The sequence below is a fragment of the Oceanisphaera sp. genome (assembly GCF_048268965.1).
Lineage (GTDB): Bacteria > Pseudomonadota > Gammaproteobacteria > Enterobacterales > Aeromonadaceae > Oceanimonas.
Map to the genome: position 1 here is coordinate 23,965 of NZ_JBLWUK010000017.1, position 16,674 is coordinate 40,638.

Sequence of the window (16,674 nt, forward strand, 5' to 3'; positions counted from 1 at the left end):
TCCTCCTAGCCGGCACGAGAATATTTGAGCAGGCGGCGCAGATCACTCAGTAGCGCCTTGCCCATGGGCGGCAGCTCTTGATCGGTCTCTGGCAGCCCATAGCGCATGATCAGCAAACCGGGTGGATCGGCGATATAAATGTATCCCGCTTCCAGCTCGTGACTGACCGGCAGCTGTACCACGGCCACCCGGTCGCCGTCCCTGCCAAGTGCGGTATCAATATTTTCGAGCAGGGGGGCGGCCTTCAAACAGGCTTCGCAGCCCGGGGCTATCGGCAGGATTAAACGCCACTGATCATCTTCGGCTACCTGCCCTTGCACCCATTCACCATGGCTGTTGACACCTGGGGTAAACCAGCCCTGATTCAGGGTCAGCCAGGCCAACGCCACCGGCAATACAAATACCGCCAGCAAGGCCAGCAAGGTGCGTTCTGGCCTGGGCTTGCGACCAGGGTTCGCGGTTTCATGCTTCATCATCTTGCCTCCGGTAATACCAGGCGGCGGCGACCCACACCGCCAGAGTCATCGCAAACCATTGCACCGCATAACCGGTATGCCGCTCGGGTCCCATCACGACCGGTTGCCAGTCATCCTGTTCTGCTCCCATCTTCAACACGAAGGGCAAGACCGGCTCACCCCAGATTTGAGCGAGCAAAGCGGGATCCAAATCCGCCACCAGAGGGTGAGCCGGATTAAACGACACTTCACCCAGGGCCAGAGGAGGAACATAGGGACGAACAAGGTGACCGACTAACTGGCTCGGTGCGGCTTGCGGTGCCACTGTGGGTAACTGACGCCTATCCGGAGGAGCCGGCCACCAGCCGGTGTCTACCGTCAATAGGCCATGACGGGTTTGCAGTGGGCGGATCAGGCGGTAGCCCACCCGCCCCGACTCTATCTGATTATCGAGCCAGACATCTCCGCCGGCCAGAAACAGGCCATTCACCGCCAGCCGATAGCCAAAGGGAGCGCGAATCGCGAGCGCTTCATTCAAGGTCAATTCAAGGTCGTTGCGCTGCTGCCACTCCAGTAGCAACAGTCGTTTCTCATCGGCACGGGAAAGCTGCCAGGCACCCATAAATATCATTAACAGGGAGATCACTGCCGTCAGCACCAGCAAGCCGCCACTTTTTCCTATACTCAACATTCAGTCTCTCCCGGAACGCATCCATGCTATTCAAGCTACTGATTGTATTGTTACTGCTCGCCATGATTGGCAACCTGTTCTGGGGGCTTAAAGCCCTGATCTCGCAACAGGATCCGCGAGTGATGAGTCGCTATATCGGTCGGCGTCTACTGTTTGCCGTCATCATAGTGCTGCTCCTGATCCTTGCCCTGGCCGCCGGTTGGGTCGTCCCTCATACCCGTCCTTACTAGGAGCCCCTGACCACTGTAACCAGACGGTGAGGTTTAACAGCCATTCCAAAACGTCGCTGTTTGACTCCTCACCGCTGCTACAAGATATAGACAAAAATAAACAGACAGAGCCAGACCACGTCCACAAAGTGCCAATACCAGCTGGTGGCCTGAAAACCAAAATGCTGCGCCGGCGTAAAATGCCCCTTGCGCACCCTTAGCCACATGATGGCCAGCATCAGCGTTCCCAGGGTAACGTGGGCACCATGAAAACCGGTGAGCAGGAAGAAGGTATTGCCATAAATCCCCGAGTCCAGCCGCAGACCCAGCTCTTCATAGGCATGCACATACTCCCATACCTGCAGGGTCAAGAAGATCAGCCCCAGCAGCACCGTGAGCCCCAGCCACTGGCTCAGGCGCAGTCTTTTGTTATCAATCAGCGCCAGGTGCGCCAAATGTGCGGTCACCGATGACGTTAACAGAATAATGGTGTTGATGAGCGGCAAGCCAAACCAGCCCATGGCCGTAGTCTCTATACCTCCCGGCGTGCTTAGCAGGGGCCAGCTGGCGGTAAACTCCGGCCACAATACGGCGTTGGTCATCGCATTGTTACCCGCGCCGCCCAGCCAGGGCACCGACAAGATACGGGCATAAAACAAGGCGCCAAAGAAGGCACCAAAGAACATCACTTCGGAAAAAATAAACCAGCTCATGCCCAGGCGAAACGAACGGTCCAGCTGCTTGCTGTACAGTCCGGCGCTCGACTCGTCAATCACATTACTGAACCAGCCAAACAGCATCACCGTCATCACCAGGGTGCCGGCTGCAAAGACGATGGGACCGGCAATACCGCCCAGCTCCGCGATCCAGAGCCCGGCCCCCGAAGCCAGCAAGAACAACCCCAAGGCACCCACCAGCGGCCAGGGACTCTGGTCCGGCACATAATATGGCTGAAACTTGACCGTCATGTTTGCCTCCTTGGCTCAGCTGCTGCTGGCTCGCTCCGTGATGTCATAAAGGGTATAGGACAAGGTAAAGACCTCTATGTCCACCGGCAGCGCCTGATCCACATAAAAGCGCACCGGCATGATCGCCTCGCCTCGCCCTGCCAGGGGCTGCTCCTGAAAACAAAAGCATTCCGTCTTACGCAAGTGGCTGGCCGCTCGCCCGGGTGACACAGACGGAATGGCCCTGAGTATGATGTCGCTGTTGCCGGGGTTGCTAACGGTAAAGTCCACTTGGTGCATCTCGCCGGGGCGCACCTGCAAGTGGCGGATCGAAGGCGTAAACTCACCGCGCAAACCACTGCTTTGGTAGGTCACAAACTCCACCGTAATCAACCGCTGCTCATCCACCACGCTGGACTCGGCGACGGCCCGGTTGGCGGTTTTGCCATTCAGGCCCGTGATGTCGCAAAACACGTCATACAGGGGCACCAGCAAAAAACCAAAGCCAAACATGGCGACCGCCAACAGGGCCAGCTTGAAGGCCTTATTACCGTGTATCATGATCCGTGACCTCCGGAGGCGTACTGAAGGTGTGATAAGGCGCGGGGGAAGGCACTGTCCACTCCAGACCATGCGCGCCTTCCCAGGGGCAAGGCGCGGCTTTTTCCCCACCGCGAATACACTTGATCAGCAGCACCACAAAAATCAGCTGCGACAAGCCGAAGGCAAAGCCGCCGATACTGACCAGGGCATTAATGTCGGCGAATTGCAGCGAATAGTCGGGGATCCGTCTTGGCATACCGCCCAGTCCCAGAAAGTGCATGGGGAAAAACAACAGGTTCACCGAGACAACCGAGCACCAGAAGTGCCACTTGCCCAGCCGCTCATCAAACATGTAGCCGGTCCATTTCGGCAACCAGTAGTACACCGCCGACAGCACCGAGAAAATGGCACCGGTCACCAGCACATAATGAAAATGCGCCACCACAAAATAGGTGTCGTGATACTGGAAGTCTGCGGGGGTAATAGCCAGCATGAGTCCGCTAAAGCCGCCGATGGAGAACAGCACGATAAAGGCGATGGCGAACAGCATGGGCACTTCAAAACTCAGTGAGCCGCGCCACATGGTGGCCACCCAGTTAAATACCTTTACCCCCGTTGGCACCGAGATCAGCATGGTGCAGTACATAAAGAACAGTTCCGCCGCCACCGGCATGCCCACGGTAAACATGTGATGAGCCCACACCAGAAAGCTCAACCCGGCAATCGACGCGGTGGCGTAAACCATGGAGGCATAGCCAAACAGGGGCTTGCGACTAAAGGCAGGAATAATGGCCGAGATAATGCCAAAACTCGGCAATATCATGATGTACACCTCGGGATGGCCAAAAAACCAGAAAATATGCTGGAACATCACGGGGTCGCCCCCACCGGCGGCATCAAAGAAGCTGGTGCCGAAATACTTGTCGGTCAATACCATGGTCACCGCCCCCGCCAGCACCGGCATCACCGCGATCAGCAAAAAGGCGGTGATCAGCCAGGTCCAGCAGAACATGGGCAGCTTCATCCAGGTCATGCCCGGCGCGCGCATGTTCCAGATGGTCACGATGACGTTGATGGCCCCCATAATGGAGCTGATGCCCATGATATGAATGGCAAAGGCGAACAGAGCCGTACTGTCGGGGGAATAGGTGGTGGAGAGCGGCGCATAAAAGGTCCAGCCGAAGTTGGGCCCGCCGCCCGGCATGAACAAGGATGACAGCATCAGCACAAAGGCAAAGGGCAGTATCCAGAAACTCCAGTTATTCATCCGTGGCAGCGCCATGTCCGGCGCCCCTATCATCAGGGGCACCATCCAGTTGGCCAGGCCGACAAAAGACGGCATTACGGCGCCAAAAATCATGATCAGGCCGTGCATGGTGGTCATCTGGTTGAAGAAGTTCGGCTCCACCAACTGCAGTCCTGGTTGAAACAGCTCGGCCCGGATCAACATGGCCATCAGGCCACCCACAAAAAACATGCACAGGCTGAACAGCAGGTACAGAGTACCTATATCCTTGTGGTTGGTGGTAAACAGCCAGCGCTTGATGCCTTTGGCCGGACCATGATGCGCCTCGTGCTCGTTGAGGCTCACATGCTCATCGGCGGTATTGGTTCTATTTAACGGTGCCATCCCTGCCCCCTATTGTCCTTGTCTGGCTTGCTCGATATCGCTGGGCTGTATGACATCTTGGGTGTCATTGCCCCAGGCGTTACGCTCATAGGTGATGACCGCCGCCAGCTCTTTCAGTGACAACTGCTTGTTAAAGCTTTGCATCGCGGTACCGGGCTTGCCGTACAGTACGATATTAATATGAGCCGCTTTATCCTTTAAAATCAGCTCACTGCCTTTAAGGGCCGGAAAGGCGCCGGGTATGCCCTCACCATTGGCCTGATGACAGGCGGCACACACACGCTGGTATGCCTGCTCGCCCAGCTCCATCGACTCTTCCATGGTCATCTCCATAGCCAACAGCGCTTGCTCGGCCGCCCTGGCCTCGGCCTGGCTGGTCTGAACGCTCGCCAGCCAATCATCGAACTCCTCGCCGCTGCGCGCATCCACGACTATCGGCATAAAGCCATGATCTTTACCGCACAGCTCGGCACACTGGCCGCGATAAATACCGGGCTCGTTGATTCGGGTCCAGGCCTCGTTGATAAAGCCGGGCACCGCATCTTTTTTCACCGCAAACGCCGGTACCCACCAGGAGTGAATCACGTCATCGGAGGTAATCAGAAAGCGGATTTTGCGGTCGGTAGGCAGCACCAGAGGGTGGTCAACTTCGAGCAGGTAGTTTTTACCCTTGGTAACCTGCCCCTGAATTTGTTGCGGCAAGGTGGCCAGCAGGCTGTAGAACTCTACCCCCTGGTCAAAGTAGCGATAATGCCATTTCCACTGGGAGCCGGTAACTTGCACCGTGAGATCAGACTCGCTGGCGTCTTCCATCGCGATCAGGGTGCGGGTCGCGGGCACGGCCATGGCAATCAGGATCACGAAGGGGATCAGGGTCCAGAGAATTTCGACCTTGGTACTTTCATGAAATTGGGCGGCCTGGGCACCCTTGGACTTTCGATGATGAATTATGGCCCAGAACATGACGCCGAACACCACCACCCCGATAACGGCGCAGATAATGAGTATGGTCATGTGCAACCCATACACCTTCTGGCTGATATCGGTGACCCCTTCGGTCATATTGAAACGCGTTTGCGCTCGTATCGGCAGGGCTGTCAGCAAGGACAACAGCAGAAAAATCAGCTTCACCACGCACCCCCAAGTTTCATCCTGAATTTTGGCGTACTTATCTTGTAAGACAGTGCTGGTCGGACTCATTCATCATCGATCCGACGCTCACAGTAAGTAAAGCACCGAAAATGGAAAAGGAAAGAAAAAGACGGCAAGTCTTCACCTTGGGGGAGGCCAGAGCAGCAATAGCAAGGAAGCAGAGAGGAAATATAAAACGCGGATTACCGGGGGATGGCGAGTCAATACGGCCTATTGCTAGTCAATATAGGCAGGCGGGGCAGCGGGGCTACCCCGATTCAAGGGCGGATAAAAAACCTAGAAATCGGCGTTGCGGATAACACCAACCGCCAGGCCTTCGATAATCAGCTCCTGGCTGCGCAGGTCGACTTCGATAGGAGACAGCTCTTCGTTTTCGGGCAACAGACTCACTTTACTGCCTTTGCGCTGAAAACGTTTTACCGTTACTTCATCGTCCAGTCGCGCCACCACGACCTGACCATTGCGCACTTCCTGGGTTTTGTGCACCGCCAGCAGATCACCGTCCATAATGCCGATGTTTTTCATGCTCATGCCCTTTACCCGCAGCAAAAAATCGGCGGCGGGGTGGAACAGTGCCGGATCCAGCTGGTAATGGCTTTCAATATGCTGCTGAGCCAGAATGGGTTCCCCCGCCGCGACCCGGCCGATCAGCGGCAACCCCAGCTCTTCCTCTTCTTCGACCAGTCGAATACCACGAGAGGTACCCGGCATCATGGTGATCACGCCTTTTTTGGCCAGTGCCTTAAGATGCTCTTCGGCGGCGTTGGCCGACTTGAAGCCTAATGTTCGGGCAATTTCGGCACGCGTCGGCGGCATGCCGGTCTGCTGGATATGCTCTTTAATGATGTCCAGTACCTGAGACTGGCGAAGCGTAAGGGCTTTCATAATAGACCTGTTTTTTTATACAGTTAACTGTCAGTATATCCAGTAAATTCAACAGAGCAAGTACAAAGTTCTGCGACTCCCGCATCAAGACATCAGAGGTCTGATCTGATAATCTTGCCCACCGCATAAATATTGGGGTTTCCGCTGCATGATGTTCGGCTCTTCTCTAACTCGCCGTTTGTTTCGTCCGTTAATTGCCACCTTGGTAAACCATAAAAGCCTGCCCGCCGATCCCGTGACCGAGCTGGTCATCGATCTTGAGCAGCCTGTTGTTTACATATTGAAAACCGCTTCTATTTCGGACCTGCTCACCCTGGAGCTAAGCTGCGAACAATTAGGTCTGCCCAGTCCCTTTGCGCCCTTGCATATTGAAGGCTGCAGCCTGCCCCGCTTTATCTGCCTGGATAAACCGGCAGGGCTGGGCCGCCGCTCGCGCAGCGCCACCCCTTATCTGGCCGAGTTCAATCAACTGTTAGCGGCACAAAAACAACAGACTGTGCCCATTCAGCTGGTGCCGGTCAGCCTGTTCTGGGGCCGGGCGCCTGGTCGCGAAGGAGATAGCCCTTCTTCCCTTAGCATAGTGCGCAGTCGTTCCCCCAACGCCTTGCGCAAAGCGTTAATCGTATTGCTGAAGGGCAGAGAAAATCGCGTGCGTTTCAGTGCGCCGCTGTTACTGCCCCTGCTGCTCGAACGCTCGGAAGCCGACCCCAGGCTGGCCCACAAGCTGGCCCGTATTGCCCGCATTCATTTTAGTCGCCAGCGACTGGCCGCCACCGGCCCCAAGTTACCAAACAGAGAGTTGTTGCTGACACAGCTGCTGCAAACAGAGGGGGTAATGCACGCCATACAACAACACAGTCAGCAGCAGCAACAAGACCCAGCCGCATCCCGCCGTCTGGCACAGGGGTATATGAATGAAATTGCCTCTAACTTTTCCTATCCGCTGATCCGTTTCGGTGACCGCCTGCTCGGTTGGCTGTGGCACAAGCTCTATCGCGGCTTATCGGTCACCGGTGCCGAGCGGGTGCGGCAACTGGCTCAGGAAGGGCATGAACTGGTCTATCTGCCCTGCCATCGCAGCCACATGGATTACCTGCTGCTGTCATACGTAATTTATCATCAGGGCATGGTGCCGCCTCATATTGCCGCCGGCATCAACCTGAACTTTTTTCCTGCCGGTCCCTTGTTTCGCCGTGGCGGTGCCTTCTTTATTCGCCGCACCTTTAAAGACAACAAGCTGTACGCCACTGTATTCAGGGAATACCTCAACTTGCTGTTTCGCCGCGGTTATGCGGTGGAATACTTTGCCGAAGGGGGCCGCTCTCGCACCGGTCGCCTGTTACCCGCCAAGCCGGGTATGCTGTCGATGACACTCGACGCCGCCATGCAGCACAAGGAGCGCCCCATTACCCTGATCCCTGTGTATCTGGGTTATGAACACGTAATGGAAGTAGGCAGCTACCATAAAGAGTTGCAGGGTGGCCGCAAACAAACCGAAAGCGCCTGGCAACTGCTGGGCATCATTCGCAAGCTGCGTAATTTTGGCCGTGGCTTCGTCAACTTTGGCGAGCCACTTCCCCTGACCGAATGGCTGAATAAAGAAAGCACTCCCCGGAGCACGGCTCGCGAGCTGGTGATCCCGCTGGCTCGCGAAGTCATGACGCGCATCAACGCCGCCGCCGCGGTGAACGGCCTGACGCTGAGTGCGACTGCGCTACTCACCTCGGATCGTCATGCCCTCACCCGCCAGCAACTGCAGCAGCAAGTGCAGCTGTATCTCGACTATTTGCGCCTGTGCCCCTATAGCGAGCAGCTGGTCATACCGGAACAAGAAAGCGAACAGTTATTGGAGCAGGCATTAGAGCTGGGCAAGTTTGAGCGGGAAAGTAGCAAGCTGGGCGAGGTGATCTATCTGGATCGGCGCCAGTCGGTGCTGCTGAGTTATTATCGCAACAACATACTGCATCTGTTCGCCTTGCCGGCGCTGTTGGCGACCTTGATAGAGCGGCACGAAGGCATCGTCAGCAGCGAAATATTACGCCGCTTGCAGCGCCTGTATCCACTACTGAAAGCCGAGTTATTTCTGAATGTCGCCGCCGACGACCTGCCGGCATGGATCGAGGCTCACCTGGCGGCACTGGAGCAGCTGGGACTGCTCCGTTTCCATCAGCAGGGCTGGTGGGTTGAGCCGCAACAACAACTGCAGCTGTTATTGCTGGCCCGCATTATTCGACCTTCATTACAGCGCTACGGGGTGGTGGTGGCGTGCCTGCAACCTGACATCGAGCGTCAGCAACTGCAGGATGACAGCCAGCAACTCGCCGAACACCTGGCCATGTTACACGGCATTCAGGCACCCGAGCTGTTCGACAAGACGTTGTTCAGCATGCTGGCCGACGCCCTGGAAGCAGAAGGCTATGGGCATCAGGATCAAACCGGATATGACGAGCTGGAGCAGCTGCGCGGCGCACTGTATCCGTTATTGCCCAGTGCCGTACGCCGCAGTCTGCAGTAATGAGGGTTAGGAGTGAGGGGTGAGGAGGGAAGAGTGAGCCACACTGGGACACTCAGACTTCAAGCCCCTCACCTCTCACCAATAACGCTGGCGCGTTACAGCAGCGTGAGCACGACGCCGGCAAACACCAGCATGCCCACGTAATTGTTGTTCAGAAAGGCGCGGAAACACGGCATGCGCTCCCGGTCGCGGATCAGCCGCTGTTGATAGACAAACAGGCCGGCGGCACCCAGCAGGCTCCAGTAAAACAGCGGACCGAGTGCAAAGGCCTGCCCGGCGGCGACCAGCAATATCAGCGTGGATAGCTGTAATACCCCCACCATCAACTTGTCGCGCCGGCCAAACAGAATGGCGGTGGACTTGACGCCAATGCGCAGGTCATCATCCCGGTCGACCATGGCATACATGGTATCGTAGGCAATGGTCCAGGTGAGGTTGGCGGCAAATAATAACCAGAGCCCCACCGGCAAACTGTTGCTCTCGGCGGCAAATGCCATGGGAATGGCCCAGGAAAAGGCAATGCCCAGGAACAGCTGCGGCAAGTGTGTATAACGCTTCATAAAGGGATACAGCGCCGCCCACCCCAGACCCGCGACCGAGAGCGTAATGGTCAGCGCGTTGGTGGTGAGCACCAGCAAAAAGGAAATGACCACCAGCAAGGCAAAAAAGCCCAGCGCCTGGCGCTCGGTCAGTTCCCCCATCGGCAGTGGTCGCCCCTCGGTACGCTTGACGTGACCATCGATATGGCGGTCGGCATAATCATTGATAACACAGCCGGCAGAGCGCATGGAAAACACCCCCACCACGAATACCAGTAATAACCAGAGAGAAGGCTGGCCGTTGCCGGCAATCCAGATGGCCCACAAGGTGGGCCACAGCAGTAGCAAGGTACCAATGGGCTTGTCGAGTCGGGCTAATGCCATATAGGCACGCCAGCGCGGGCGGGTTGCAGTTGTTGTCATCGTTTTTTACTCTTTGTAAGCCTGAGCGGCGGGCAAAAATAATTCGGTGACCAGCACACTCGCCCGAGGTATGGCCAGCAATGAACGCCGCGCCCAGGGCAAGCGGTTCGGCGCATCGGCCTGGGGACTGGCGGACACACCGAGTGCCGGTTGGGTGAGGTTTTGCTGCTGCGCCAGCTGCCACCACTGGTTGGCGGTTAACTGCGCAAAATCAAAGTCACTGCGGGTGAGGTCGGGGTGCTCGAACATGAGCTCGCCCAGGGCCCGCTCTCCCAGTCCGCCCAGGGCAGGAAGAGCCTGCAAGGCGGCGGAAGAATACAAGGAACTGGCATACACCCAGGGTTGCTCGTCACACAGTAACAAGACTTCCCGGCAATGGGCATGTTCTCCCCCCAGCCAGTCGGCTTGCTCGGGCGTTAAACTCACCTGGGCTCGCGTGCATTGTAACTGTACGCGAAAGTGCCGGCAGCACAGGCGCAGACGTTCGGTTAGCGAGCCGGTATCTTGCAGCCAGCGGGACAACTCCGGTTGGGGTGCTGCCAGTGACGCGGGCCCCCGGCTATTCCAGCTCCAGCCGGCATCTGTGCTGTGGATCACGACGTTTTACCCATACTGCCGTGGCAACACCCATGGTTAAATCGTTGCTTTAATCCTGAAAAACACGTATTCACTTGACCGGCCCACACTTTTGTTTAAACAATAGCCATATCATTCTGTTAGAAAGGCTGATTCATGCTTCGCTTACTCGCACCCTGTATTGTATTGGTCGCTGGCCTTCTTCAGGCACAAGAAGCGGCTCCCGAAGGGCCTCTATATTACACCATGGAACCCGATATTATTACCAACTACCAAAACTCCGGGAAAACCCTGGGCTATGTTCGGGTAACGGTAGATTTGATGCTGGAGGATAGCGCACAAATGCCGCTGGTAGAGCAACATACCCCCCTGCTGCGGGATGCCATCAACCACCTGCTGGCAGAGCAGAACAAGCAGGATATCCGCTCGCTCACCGTACGTAACCAACTGGCAGAGCAAGGGCTGCAACGGCTCAACGACCTGTTACTGGAAGAAACGGGTGAAGCACCGATCCGCCGCCTGCTGTTCACCAAGTTTCTCTACCAATAAGCCGCCACGACTAAAGCGACTTACAACACCGACTTGGGTCGATCAAACCAGGCCTGAAGCAGGCCTATCAATCCGCCCCCCAGATGGGCCAGGTTGGCAACCGGCCCCAGGGCACCGGTAAAGCCCAGCACCAGCCACACCACCATCAACACCGCCATGCCATCAGGCAAACCGACACCTCCCGCCGGATTGAGTCTGCCCGAGAGCCAGACATAGGCCAGCAGGGCATAGACCACGCCGGACAGGCCGCCAAAATGGGGACCGCTGACCAAAAACTGCATTATATTAGGCAACAGGGCCGCCACCAGCAGTAATAACAGCAACTTGCCATGCCCACGGTGCCGCTCCACCATGGTGGACAGATACCACCACCAGAACAGATTGAACACCAGGTGCATCAGGGAGAAGTGCAATAAGGCAGGAGTGAAGCCGCGCCAGAGGTCGGGCCCCAGCAATAACGACAGTTGGGGCGGAAAAGACAGCAGCCCAAACATGGGCAGCCTCAGCCAGCTCAGGCCATATACCGCCAAGCAGGCGAGTAACACCAGCATATTTACCGGCCCCGTACGGCTCAGCACATCACGGAGCAGACCTGGCTGTGAGGCTCCCCGGGCAAACTGCACATGGGTATCGCCCTGGCGCCAGGAGGCATCCTGATAGCGGGGGTGCAGCGGCTCGGCAATAAAGCGTTTCACCTCAAGCTGGGCTTGCTGCCAGCGCAACTCATCCACCAGCCAGATACTGACATTGTTGTCGTCATCCAGCGTGAGTTCGCATTTAAGGCCCATATCGGCCAGATAATCCACAAACGACTGGGCACGGCGCGGATCATCCAGCACGAGCAGCAGCTTCATTACTGCGCGACCACCGGCTGGGTGCGCCGCCAGGCTTCAAAGCCGCCATCCAGACTATACACTTCTTCAAAGCCTTGATTGATCAGATATTGAGCCGCACCCTGGCTGCTGACCCCGTGATAACACATGACGATGACAGGCGTTTCGTAATCAACCTCGTTGGTAAAGGCGACCAGACTGTCGTTGGTTAAATGAAAAGACTGCTCAACATGAGCCAGGGCAAACGACTGGGGATCGCGAATATCTACCAGCCGGGCCTGTCCTTCCGACAGCAGCTGTTCGGCTTCGGCAACAGAAATGTGGGCAAACTGCTCCATGGGTAACTCCTTGCATTAATTTGGCCCAGTTTAACCAATCTCGGCTCCCTTGGCATCAGGCGGTGTTTGGTTATTGGCACTCAGTCCGAAGGCCTGTCTCTTAGTCACAACTATTTGTTGATATTTTTTGAAATGAGTGTGGCTTGTCAGGCAGAGGGCACTACTCCTCCGACTCGCCGTAAACCCATCCATGGGGGCTCAAAACGCGCCATCCCTGGCGCGGATGGTCGGTTGAGCAGACACCCTCTGCCTTCCCATTGACACCGGTGCCGTCGGTCAGTGATGCTCACCGAAGGCTCGGGGCCTAAAAAGAGGCGATTGGGATAGCCTCAGCCGACCATCACATGACAGGACGTCATGTGCTGAGCGTGCAGGGGGCGAGCTTGCCTCGCCGTGACGAACCGTTTCAACCTGACCGAACATCCGGTGAATGTTCGCAGCGGTTGAAAAGGTGAGTGTCATTTATCCGCAGCGTGTCGGAGGAGGGTACCCAGTCGCCTATGGGCATTAATTTACTGGTTAGCGACTTGTGGCTAAGAGAGAGGTCAGAGGGCTTACCGCTGCTGCCCCCTCACCCCTTACCATTTGCTCCTCACAGTACTTTGCCCTTAACCGCCCAGATACGCCTGCCGTACTTGTTCGTTTACCAACAGCGCCGCGCCGGTATCGGCCAGAATTACGCGCCCGTTTTCCAGAACATAGCCTCGATCGGCCAGCTGCAGTGCCTGGTTGGCATTCTGCTCGACCAAAAAGATGGTCATGCCCTTTTCATCACGCAGCCGCGCTATGGTGGCAAAAATCTGCGCAATAATAATGGGCGCCAGCCCCAGCGAGGGTTCATCCAGCAGCAACAACCGCGGTTTGCTCATCAGGGCCCGGCCGATGGCCAGCATTTGCTGCTCCCCGCCGGACATGGTGCCCGCACGCTGGTGCATCCGCTCCTTAAGCCGAGGAAACATCTGATACACCTCGGCCAATAACCCTTGGTGTTCGCGTTTATCGACGAAAAAGGCGCCCATATACAGGTTTTCTTCCACCGTCAGCCGAGCAAAAATGCGCCGGCCTTCCGGCACTATGGCGATGTCTTTTCGCATAATGGCGGCGGTATCCAGGCTGGTGAGATCCTGGCCCTCAAACATCACTCGCCCCTGAGTTGGTTTGGGATCGCCGCAAATGGTCATCATCAGGGTGGTTTTACCGGCGCCGTTGGCACCAATCAGGGTGACGATTTCCCCCTGCTCTATATTGATGGTGACGTTTTCCAAGGCCTGGATTTTGCCGTAGCCGGCATTCACATTATCCACATGCAGCATGTTCAGGTTTCTCCCAGGTAGGCTTTGATCACATCCGCATTATTACGCACCTGATCTGGCGTGCCTTCGGCCAGGGGACGCCCCTGATTCACCACATAGATGTAATCGGAAATATCCATCACCAGCTTCATGTCGTGTTCAATCAATAAAATGCTCACCCCTTCGTTGTCACGCAAGTCACAAATCAGCCGGTTCAATTCCCGTGTTTCATTCGGGTTGAGCCCTGCCGCCGGCTCATCCAGCATCAACAGCTGGGGTCGCGCCGCCATACAGCGGGCAATTTCCAGTCGCCGTTGCTGACCGTAAGACAGGTTATCCGCGGTACGGTTGGCAAATTCGGTTAACTGTACTTTTTCCAGCCAATAATGCGCCAGCGCCAGCCCTTCCCGTTCCGAGCGACGAAAGGCGGGAGTTTTAAACAGCCCCGCCAGAAACCCGGTATCAAGATGATGGTGCTGCGCTACCAGCAGGTTTTCGAGCACCGTCATTTCCTTGAACAGCCGCACATGCTGAAAGGTACGCACCATGCCCAGGCGAGCGATTTTATGGCCGGGCATGCCGGCAATGGCCTGTCCCTTGAATTGCACACTGCCGCCACTGGGCCGGTAAAAGCCCGACAAGCAGTTAAACACAGTGGTTTTACCGGCACCATTCGGGCCGATGACAGAAACAATTTGTCGCTCTTGCATGCTCAGCGCCACTCGATCCACCGCCACCAAACCGCCAAATCGCATGGTGAGATCGGAAACCGTTAATAAAGCAGTCATGGTTTTAGCTCCATATGCGGTCGGTGCATCGGCAGCAGGCCCTGTGGCCGCCAAATCATCATCAGCACCATCAACAAGCCAAATAACAGCATGCGATATTCGTTAAATTCGCGGGTCAGCTCCGGCAATATGGTCATCACTATGGCCGCCAGCACCACCCCGATTTGGGACCCCATGCCGCCCAGCACCACTATGGCCAGAATGATGGCCGACTCGATAAAAATAAACGACTCGGGGCTGATAAAACCCTGGCGCGCGGCAAAGAAACTGCCGGCAAACCCGGCAAAGGCCGCCCCTATGGTAAAGGCGCTGAGTTTAATCAAGGTCGGGTTGAGGCCTAGCGAACGACAGGCAATTTCATCTTCACGCAGCGCTTCCCATGCCCGCCCCAGCGGCATCCGCAGCAAACGGTTGATCACGAAGATAGTCATGATGACCAGCACCAGCGCCAGCAGGTAAAGAAAGATCACCTTGTGGCTGGAGTTGTAGGCAATATCAAAGTATTGATGAAAGGTGTTATCGCCGCGCCGTTCAAACTCCAGGCCGAACAGGGTGGGCTTGGGAATACCGGCAATACCGTTGGGGCCACCGGTGATCTCGGTCATGTTGTTCAGCAGAATACGGATAATTTCGCCAAAGCCCAGGGTCACTATCGCCAGATAGTCGCCCCGCAACCTAAGCACCGGAAACCCCAGCAAAAACCCGAATAACGCCGCCATACCACCGGAGATCAACAGGCAGGTCCAAAAATTCAGCCCCAGATAGGCATTAAGCAACGCATAACTGTAGGCACCCACCGCATAAAAGGCGACATAGCCCAAATCCAGCAAGCCAGCCAGGCCCACTACCACGTTGAGCCCCAGCCCCAACATCACATAAATCAGCGTCAGGGTCGCCAGATCCACGGCACCACGCGAGCCCATAAAAGGCCAGACAACCAAGGTAGCCAGCACCAGCACGGTGCCAATGCGATACAAACCGGGCCGTTCCTCTGGTGCCGGCAAGGCAAAGCCACTTTTGCGCTCCGCCCAGTACTGAAAGGGTTTACGCAATTGATGGTGAAACAGCTGCACCAAAAACACCAGGCCGGCGCCCAGCGCCAGCCACTCCCAGGCCTGGTCCAGTCGATTGCTGACGATCAGCCGGGTGCCTTCGGTTTCCAGTCGAAAGCCCAGCAGCCAGCCGGCCAGCAATAAAAACAACAACGCAGCAATAACAGCAGGTTTGAGTTTACTCATACTTTTTCTACCTCCGGCTTGCCTAAAATGCCGGTCGGCATAAATAACAACACCCCGATGAGCAGACCAAAGGACACCACGTCTTTATATTCGGTACTGAAATAAGCTCCGGTCATGGCCTCGGTCACCCCCAGCAAGAGGCCACCGATCACGGCCCCGGGAATGCTGCCAATGCCACCGAGTACGGCGGCGGTAAAGGCCTTGAGTCCCGCCATGAAGCCAATGTAGGGGTTGATCACACCGTAGTAAGAGCCCAGCAAGACACCGGCGACCGCGGCCAGGGCGGCGCCAATCACGAAGGTCAGCGAAATAACCATATTGCTGTTGATGCCAAGCAGGTTGGCCATCTTGAGATCTTCGGCACAGGCGCGGCAGGCCCGCCCCATGCGCGAGCGAGAGATAAACCACGACAGCAAGGTCATGGTGATCACGGTCACCACAAAGATAACCAACTGCATATAGGACAGGGATGCCTGAAAACCACTCTCGCCAAAGGTCCAGCCACCGGAAATCAGACGGGGCATGGCGATATCGCGCGATCCCTGAAACAGCCGCATCATATTCTGCAAGAAAATCGACATGCCGATGGCAGAAATCAGCGCAATGAGTCGTTTGCTGCCTCGCAGGGGTCGGTAAGCCACTCGCTCTATGGAGTAGCCATAGACGCTGGTTAAAATGATGCTGACCAGAAAGGCGGCGGTTAATAACAACAGAGTGCTGTCGATGCCCACCATCATGAGTCCCGTCATCACCATGAAGGAGGCATAGGCGCCAATCATGTACACCTCGCCATGGGCGAAGTTGATCATGCCGATAATGCCATACACCATGGTGTAACCGATGGCGATTAATGCATAGGTACTGCCTATGGTCAGGCCATTAAGCATTTGCTGAATAAAATAAAGAACTGGCTCAGACATACAACCTTCCTTGTCGTAAGAGCGAGAGAGCCCCTTGGTTTGAGGGGGGATACTGGCGCCATGTTTTGGCGCTCTCATCTGTCTATAAAACGGTACTGGCTCGATAACGGCGGCTCGGCCATCCCGGGGCCGAACCGCTGCATCGATACTG

General features: G+C 56.3%; 18 protein-coding genes. 3 read left to right on the forward strand and 15 right to left on the reverse strand.

Annotation, left to right across the window (positions count from 1 at the left end):
* Positions 1 to 5: 5 nt before the first annotated feature.
* The gene (locus tag ACN0VL_RS09300) at positions 6 to 476 is read right to left on the reverse strand and encodes a hypothetical protein (protein ID WP_417616694.1); all 471 of its coding nucleotides are present in this window, start codon (positions 474 to 476) and stop codon (positions 6 to 8) included.
* Positions 463 to 1,146, reverse strand: coding sequence for an SURF1 family protein (locus tag ACN0VL_RS09305; RefSeq protein WP_417616696.1), 684 nt, complete (start codon positions 1,144 to 1,146; stop codon positions 463 to 465). Before ACN0VL_RS09305 ends, ACN0VL_RS09300 begins: the two co-directional genes overlap by 14 nt.
* A 23-nt stretch (positions 1,147 to 1,169) precedes the next feature.
* Between ACN0VL_RS09305 and ACN0VL_RS09310 the strand changes: the two genes are divergently transcribed.
* The gene (locus ACN0VL_RS09310) at positions 1,170 to 1,376 is read left to right on the forward strand and encodes a DUF2909 family protein (protein ID WP_417616697.1); all 207 of its coding nucleotides are present in this window, start codon (positions 1,170 to 1,172) and stop codon (positions 1,374 to 1,376) included.
* 77 nt (positions 1,377 to 1,453) lie between these two features.
* Here the strand turns inward: ACN0VL_RS09310 and ACN0VL_RS09315 are convergent, their stop codons facing one another.
* The 5 genes from ACN0VL_RS09315 to lexA form a co-directional block, all read right to left on the reverse strand.
* Positions 1,454 to 2,323: a cytochrome c oxidase subunit 3 gene (locus ACN0VL_RS09315; RefSeq protein ID WP_417616699.1), complete on the reverse strand. Its 870-nt coding sequence runs from the start codon at positions 2,321 to 2,323 to the stop codon at positions 1,454 to 1,456.
* 15 nt (positions 2,324 to 2,338) lie between these two features.
* A complete protein-coding gene (locus tag ACN0VL_RS09320) occupies positions 2,339 to 2,863 on the reverse strand; it encodes a cytochrome c oxidase assembly protein (protein ID WP_417616701.1) in 525 nt (174 codons plus the stop codon).
* The gene (gene ctaD / locus ACN0VL_RS09325) at positions 2,850 to 4,475 is read right to left on the reverse strand and encodes a cytochrome c oxidase subunit I (RefSeq protein WP_417616703.1); all 1,626 of its coding nucleotides are present in this window, start codon (positions 4,473 to 4,475) and stop codon (positions 2,850 to 2,852) included. The genes ACN0VL_RS09320 and ctaD overlap by 14 nt, the downstream gene beginning before the upstream one ends.
* Before the next feature lie 9 nt (positions 4,476 to 4,484).
* The gene (coxB, locus tag ACN0VL_RS09330) at positions 4,485 to 5,606 is read right to left on the reverse strand and encodes a cytochrome c oxidase subunit II (protein ID WP_417616704.1); all 1,122 of its coding nucleotides are present in this window, start codon (positions 5,604 to 5,606) and stop codon (positions 4,485 to 4,487) included.
* Positions 5,607 to 5,903: 297 nt separating this feature from the next.
* Positions 5,904 to 6,512, reverse strand: coding sequence for a transcriptional repressor LexA (gene lexA, locus ACN0VL_RS09335; RefSeq protein WP_417616706.1), 609 nt, complete (start codon positions 6,510 to 6,512; stop codon positions 5,904 to 5,906).
* A 148-nt stretch (positions 6,513 to 6,660) separates the two neighbouring features.
* Here lexA and plsB point away from each other — a divergent pair, with 148 nt between their 5' ends.
* A complete protein-coding gene (plsB, locus tag ACN0VL_RS09340; RefSeq protein ID WP_417616708.1) occupies positions 6,661 to 9,027 on the forward strand; it encodes a glycerol-3-phosphate 1-O-acyltransferase PlsB in 2,367 nt (788 codons plus the stop codon).
* A 95-nt stretch (positions 9,028 to 9,122) separates the two neighbouring features.
* Here the strand turns inward: plsB and ubiA are convergent, their stop codons facing one another.
* A complete protein-coding gene (gene ubiA / locus ACN0VL_RS09345; RefSeq protein WP_417616710.1) occupies positions 9,123 to 9,989 on the reverse strand; it encodes a 4-hydroxybenzoate octaprenyltransferase in 867 nt (288 codons plus the stop codon).
* Positions 9,990 to 9,995: 6 nt separating this feature from the next.
* On the reverse strand, positions 9,996 to 10,586 hold the full coding sequence (locus ACN0VL_RS09350) for a chorismate--pyruvate lyase family protein (RefSeq protein ID WP_417616712.1): 591 nt from the start codon (positions 10,584 to 10,586) through the stop codon (positions 9,996 to 9,998).
* A gap of 135 nt (positions 10,587 to 10,721) precedes the next feature.
* Here ACN0VL_RS09350 and ACN0VL_RS09355 point away from each other — a divergent pair, with 135 nt between their 5' ends.
* Positions 10,722 to 11,114, forward strand: coding sequence for a flagellar basal body-associated FliL family protein (locus tag ACN0VL_RS09355; protein WP_417616714.1), 393 nt, complete (start codon positions 10,722 to 10,724; stop codon positions 11,112 to 11,114).
* Positions 11,115 to 11,134: 20 nt separating this feature from the next.
* On the opposite strand, the gene glpG is transcribed toward ACN0VL_RS09355, so the two are convergent.
* From glpG to livH, 6 genes are all read right to left on the reverse strand, one after another.
* Entirely contained in the window at positions 11,135 to 11,968 is an 834-nt protein-coding gene (gene glpG / locus ACN0VL_RS09360) for a rhomboid family intramembrane serine protease GlpG (protein ID WP_417616716.1), read from the reverse strand.
* A complete protein-coding gene (gene glpE, locus ACN0VL_RS09365; RefSeq protein WP_417616718.1) occupies positions 11,968 to 12,285 on the reverse strand; it encodes a thiosulfate sulfurtransferase GlpE in 318 nt (105 codons plus the stop codon). The genes glpG and glpE overlap by 1 nt, the downstream gene beginning before the upstream one ends.
* Positions 12,286 to 12,893: 608 nt before the next feature.
* Positions 12,894 to 13,598, reverse strand: a complete 705-nt coding sequence (locus ACN0VL_RS09370; RefSeq protein WP_417616720.1) for an ABC transporter ATP-binding protein — start codon at positions 13,596 to 13,598, stop codon at positions 12,894 to 12,896.
* 2 nt (positions 13,599 to 13,600) lie between these two features.
* On the reverse strand, positions 13,601 to 14,365 hold the full coding sequence (livG, locus tag ACN0VL_RS09375) for a high-affinity branched-chain amino acid ABC transporter ATP-binding protein LivG (RefSeq protein WP_417616722.1): 765 nt from the start codon (positions 14,363 to 14,365) through the stop codon (positions 13,601 to 13,603).
* Positions 14,362 to 15,603, reverse strand: a complete 1,242-nt coding sequence (locus tag ACN0VL_RS09380; RefSeq protein ID WP_417616724.1) for a high-affinity branched-chain amino acid ABC transporter permease LivM — start codon at positions 15,601 to 15,603, stop codon at positions 14,362 to 14,364. The genes livG and ACN0VL_RS09380 overlap by 4 nt, the downstream gene beginning before the upstream one ends.
* Entirely contained in the window at positions 15,600 to 16,523 is a 924-nt protein-coding gene (livH, locus tag ACN0VL_RS09385; RefSeq protein ID WP_417616725.1) for a high-affinity branched-chain amino acid ABC transporter permease LivH, read from the reverse strand. Before livH ends, ACN0VL_RS09380 begins: the two co-directional genes overlap by 4 nt.
* Between the last annotated feature and the right edge of the window lie 151 nt (positions 16,524 to 16,674).

Excerpts from the sequence above, each read along its gene's own strand:
- ctaD (WP_417616703.1), bottom strand. The coding sequence starts at position 4,475 with ATGGCACCGTTAAATAGAACCAATACCGCCGATGAGCATGTGAGCCTC.
- livH (WP_417616725.1), bottom strand. The coding sequence starts at position 16,523 with ATGTCTGAGCCAGTTCTTTATTTTATTCAGCAAATGCTTAATGGCCTG.
- ACN0VL_RS09355 (WP_417616714.1), top strand. The coding sequence starts at position 10,722 with ATGCTTCGCTTACTCGCACCCTGTATTGTATTGGTCGCTGGCCTTCTT.
- glpE (WP_417616718.1), bottom strand. The coding sequence starts at position 12,285 with ATGGAGCAGTTTGCCCACATTTCTGTTGCCGAAGCCGAACAGCTGCTG.
- ACN0VL_RS09320 (WP_417616701.1), bottom strand. The coding sequence starts at position 2,863 with ATGATACACGGTAATAAGGCCTTCAAGCTGGCCCTGTTGGCGGTCGCC.
- ACN0VL_RS09370 (WP_417616720.1), bottom strand. The coding sequence starts at position 13,598 with ATGCTGCATGTGGATAATGTGAATGCCGGCTACGGCAAAATCCAGGCC.
- ACN0VL_RS09310 (WP_417616697.1), top strand. The coding sequence starts at position 1,170 with ATGCTATTCAAGCTACTGATTGTATTGTTACTGCTCGCCATGATTGGC.
- livG (WP_417616722.1), bottom strand. The coding sequence starts at position 14,365 with ATGACTGCTTTATTAACGGTTTCCGATCTCACCATGCGATTTGGCGGT.
- ACN0VL_RS09315 (WP_417616699.1), bottom strand. The coding sequence starts at position 2,323 with ATGACGGTCAAGTTTCAGCCATATTATGTGCCGGACCAGAGTCCCTGG.
- glpG (WP_417616716.1), bottom strand. The coding sequence starts at position 11,968 with ATGAAGCTGCTGCTCGTGCTGGATGATCCGCGCCGTGCCCAGTCGTTT.
- ACN0VL_RS09380 (WP_417616724.1), bottom strand. The coding sequence starts at position 15,603 with ATGAGTAAACTCAAACCTGCTGTTATTGCTGCGTTGTTGTTTTTATTG.
- ACN0VL_RS09300 (WP_417616694.1), bottom strand. The coding sequence starts at position 476 with ATGATGAAGCATGAAACCGCGAACCCTGGTCGCAAGCCCAGGCCAGAA.
- ACN0VL_RS09305 (WP_417616696.1), bottom strand. The coding sequence starts at position 1,146 with ATGTTGAGTATAGGAAAAAGTGGCGGCTTGCTGGTGCTGACGGCAGTG.
- ubiA (WP_417616710.1), bottom strand. The coding sequence starts at position 9,989 with ATGACAACAACTGCAACCCGCCCGCGCTGGCGTGCCTATATGGCATTA.
- lexA (WP_417616706.1), bottom strand. The coding sequence starts at position 6,512 with ATGAAAGCCCTTACGCTTCGCCAGTCTCAGGTACTGGACATCATTAAA.
- plsB (WP_417616708.1), top strand. The coding sequence starts at position 6,661 with ATGATGTTCGGCTCTTCTCTAACTCGCCGTTTGTTTCGTCCGTTAATT.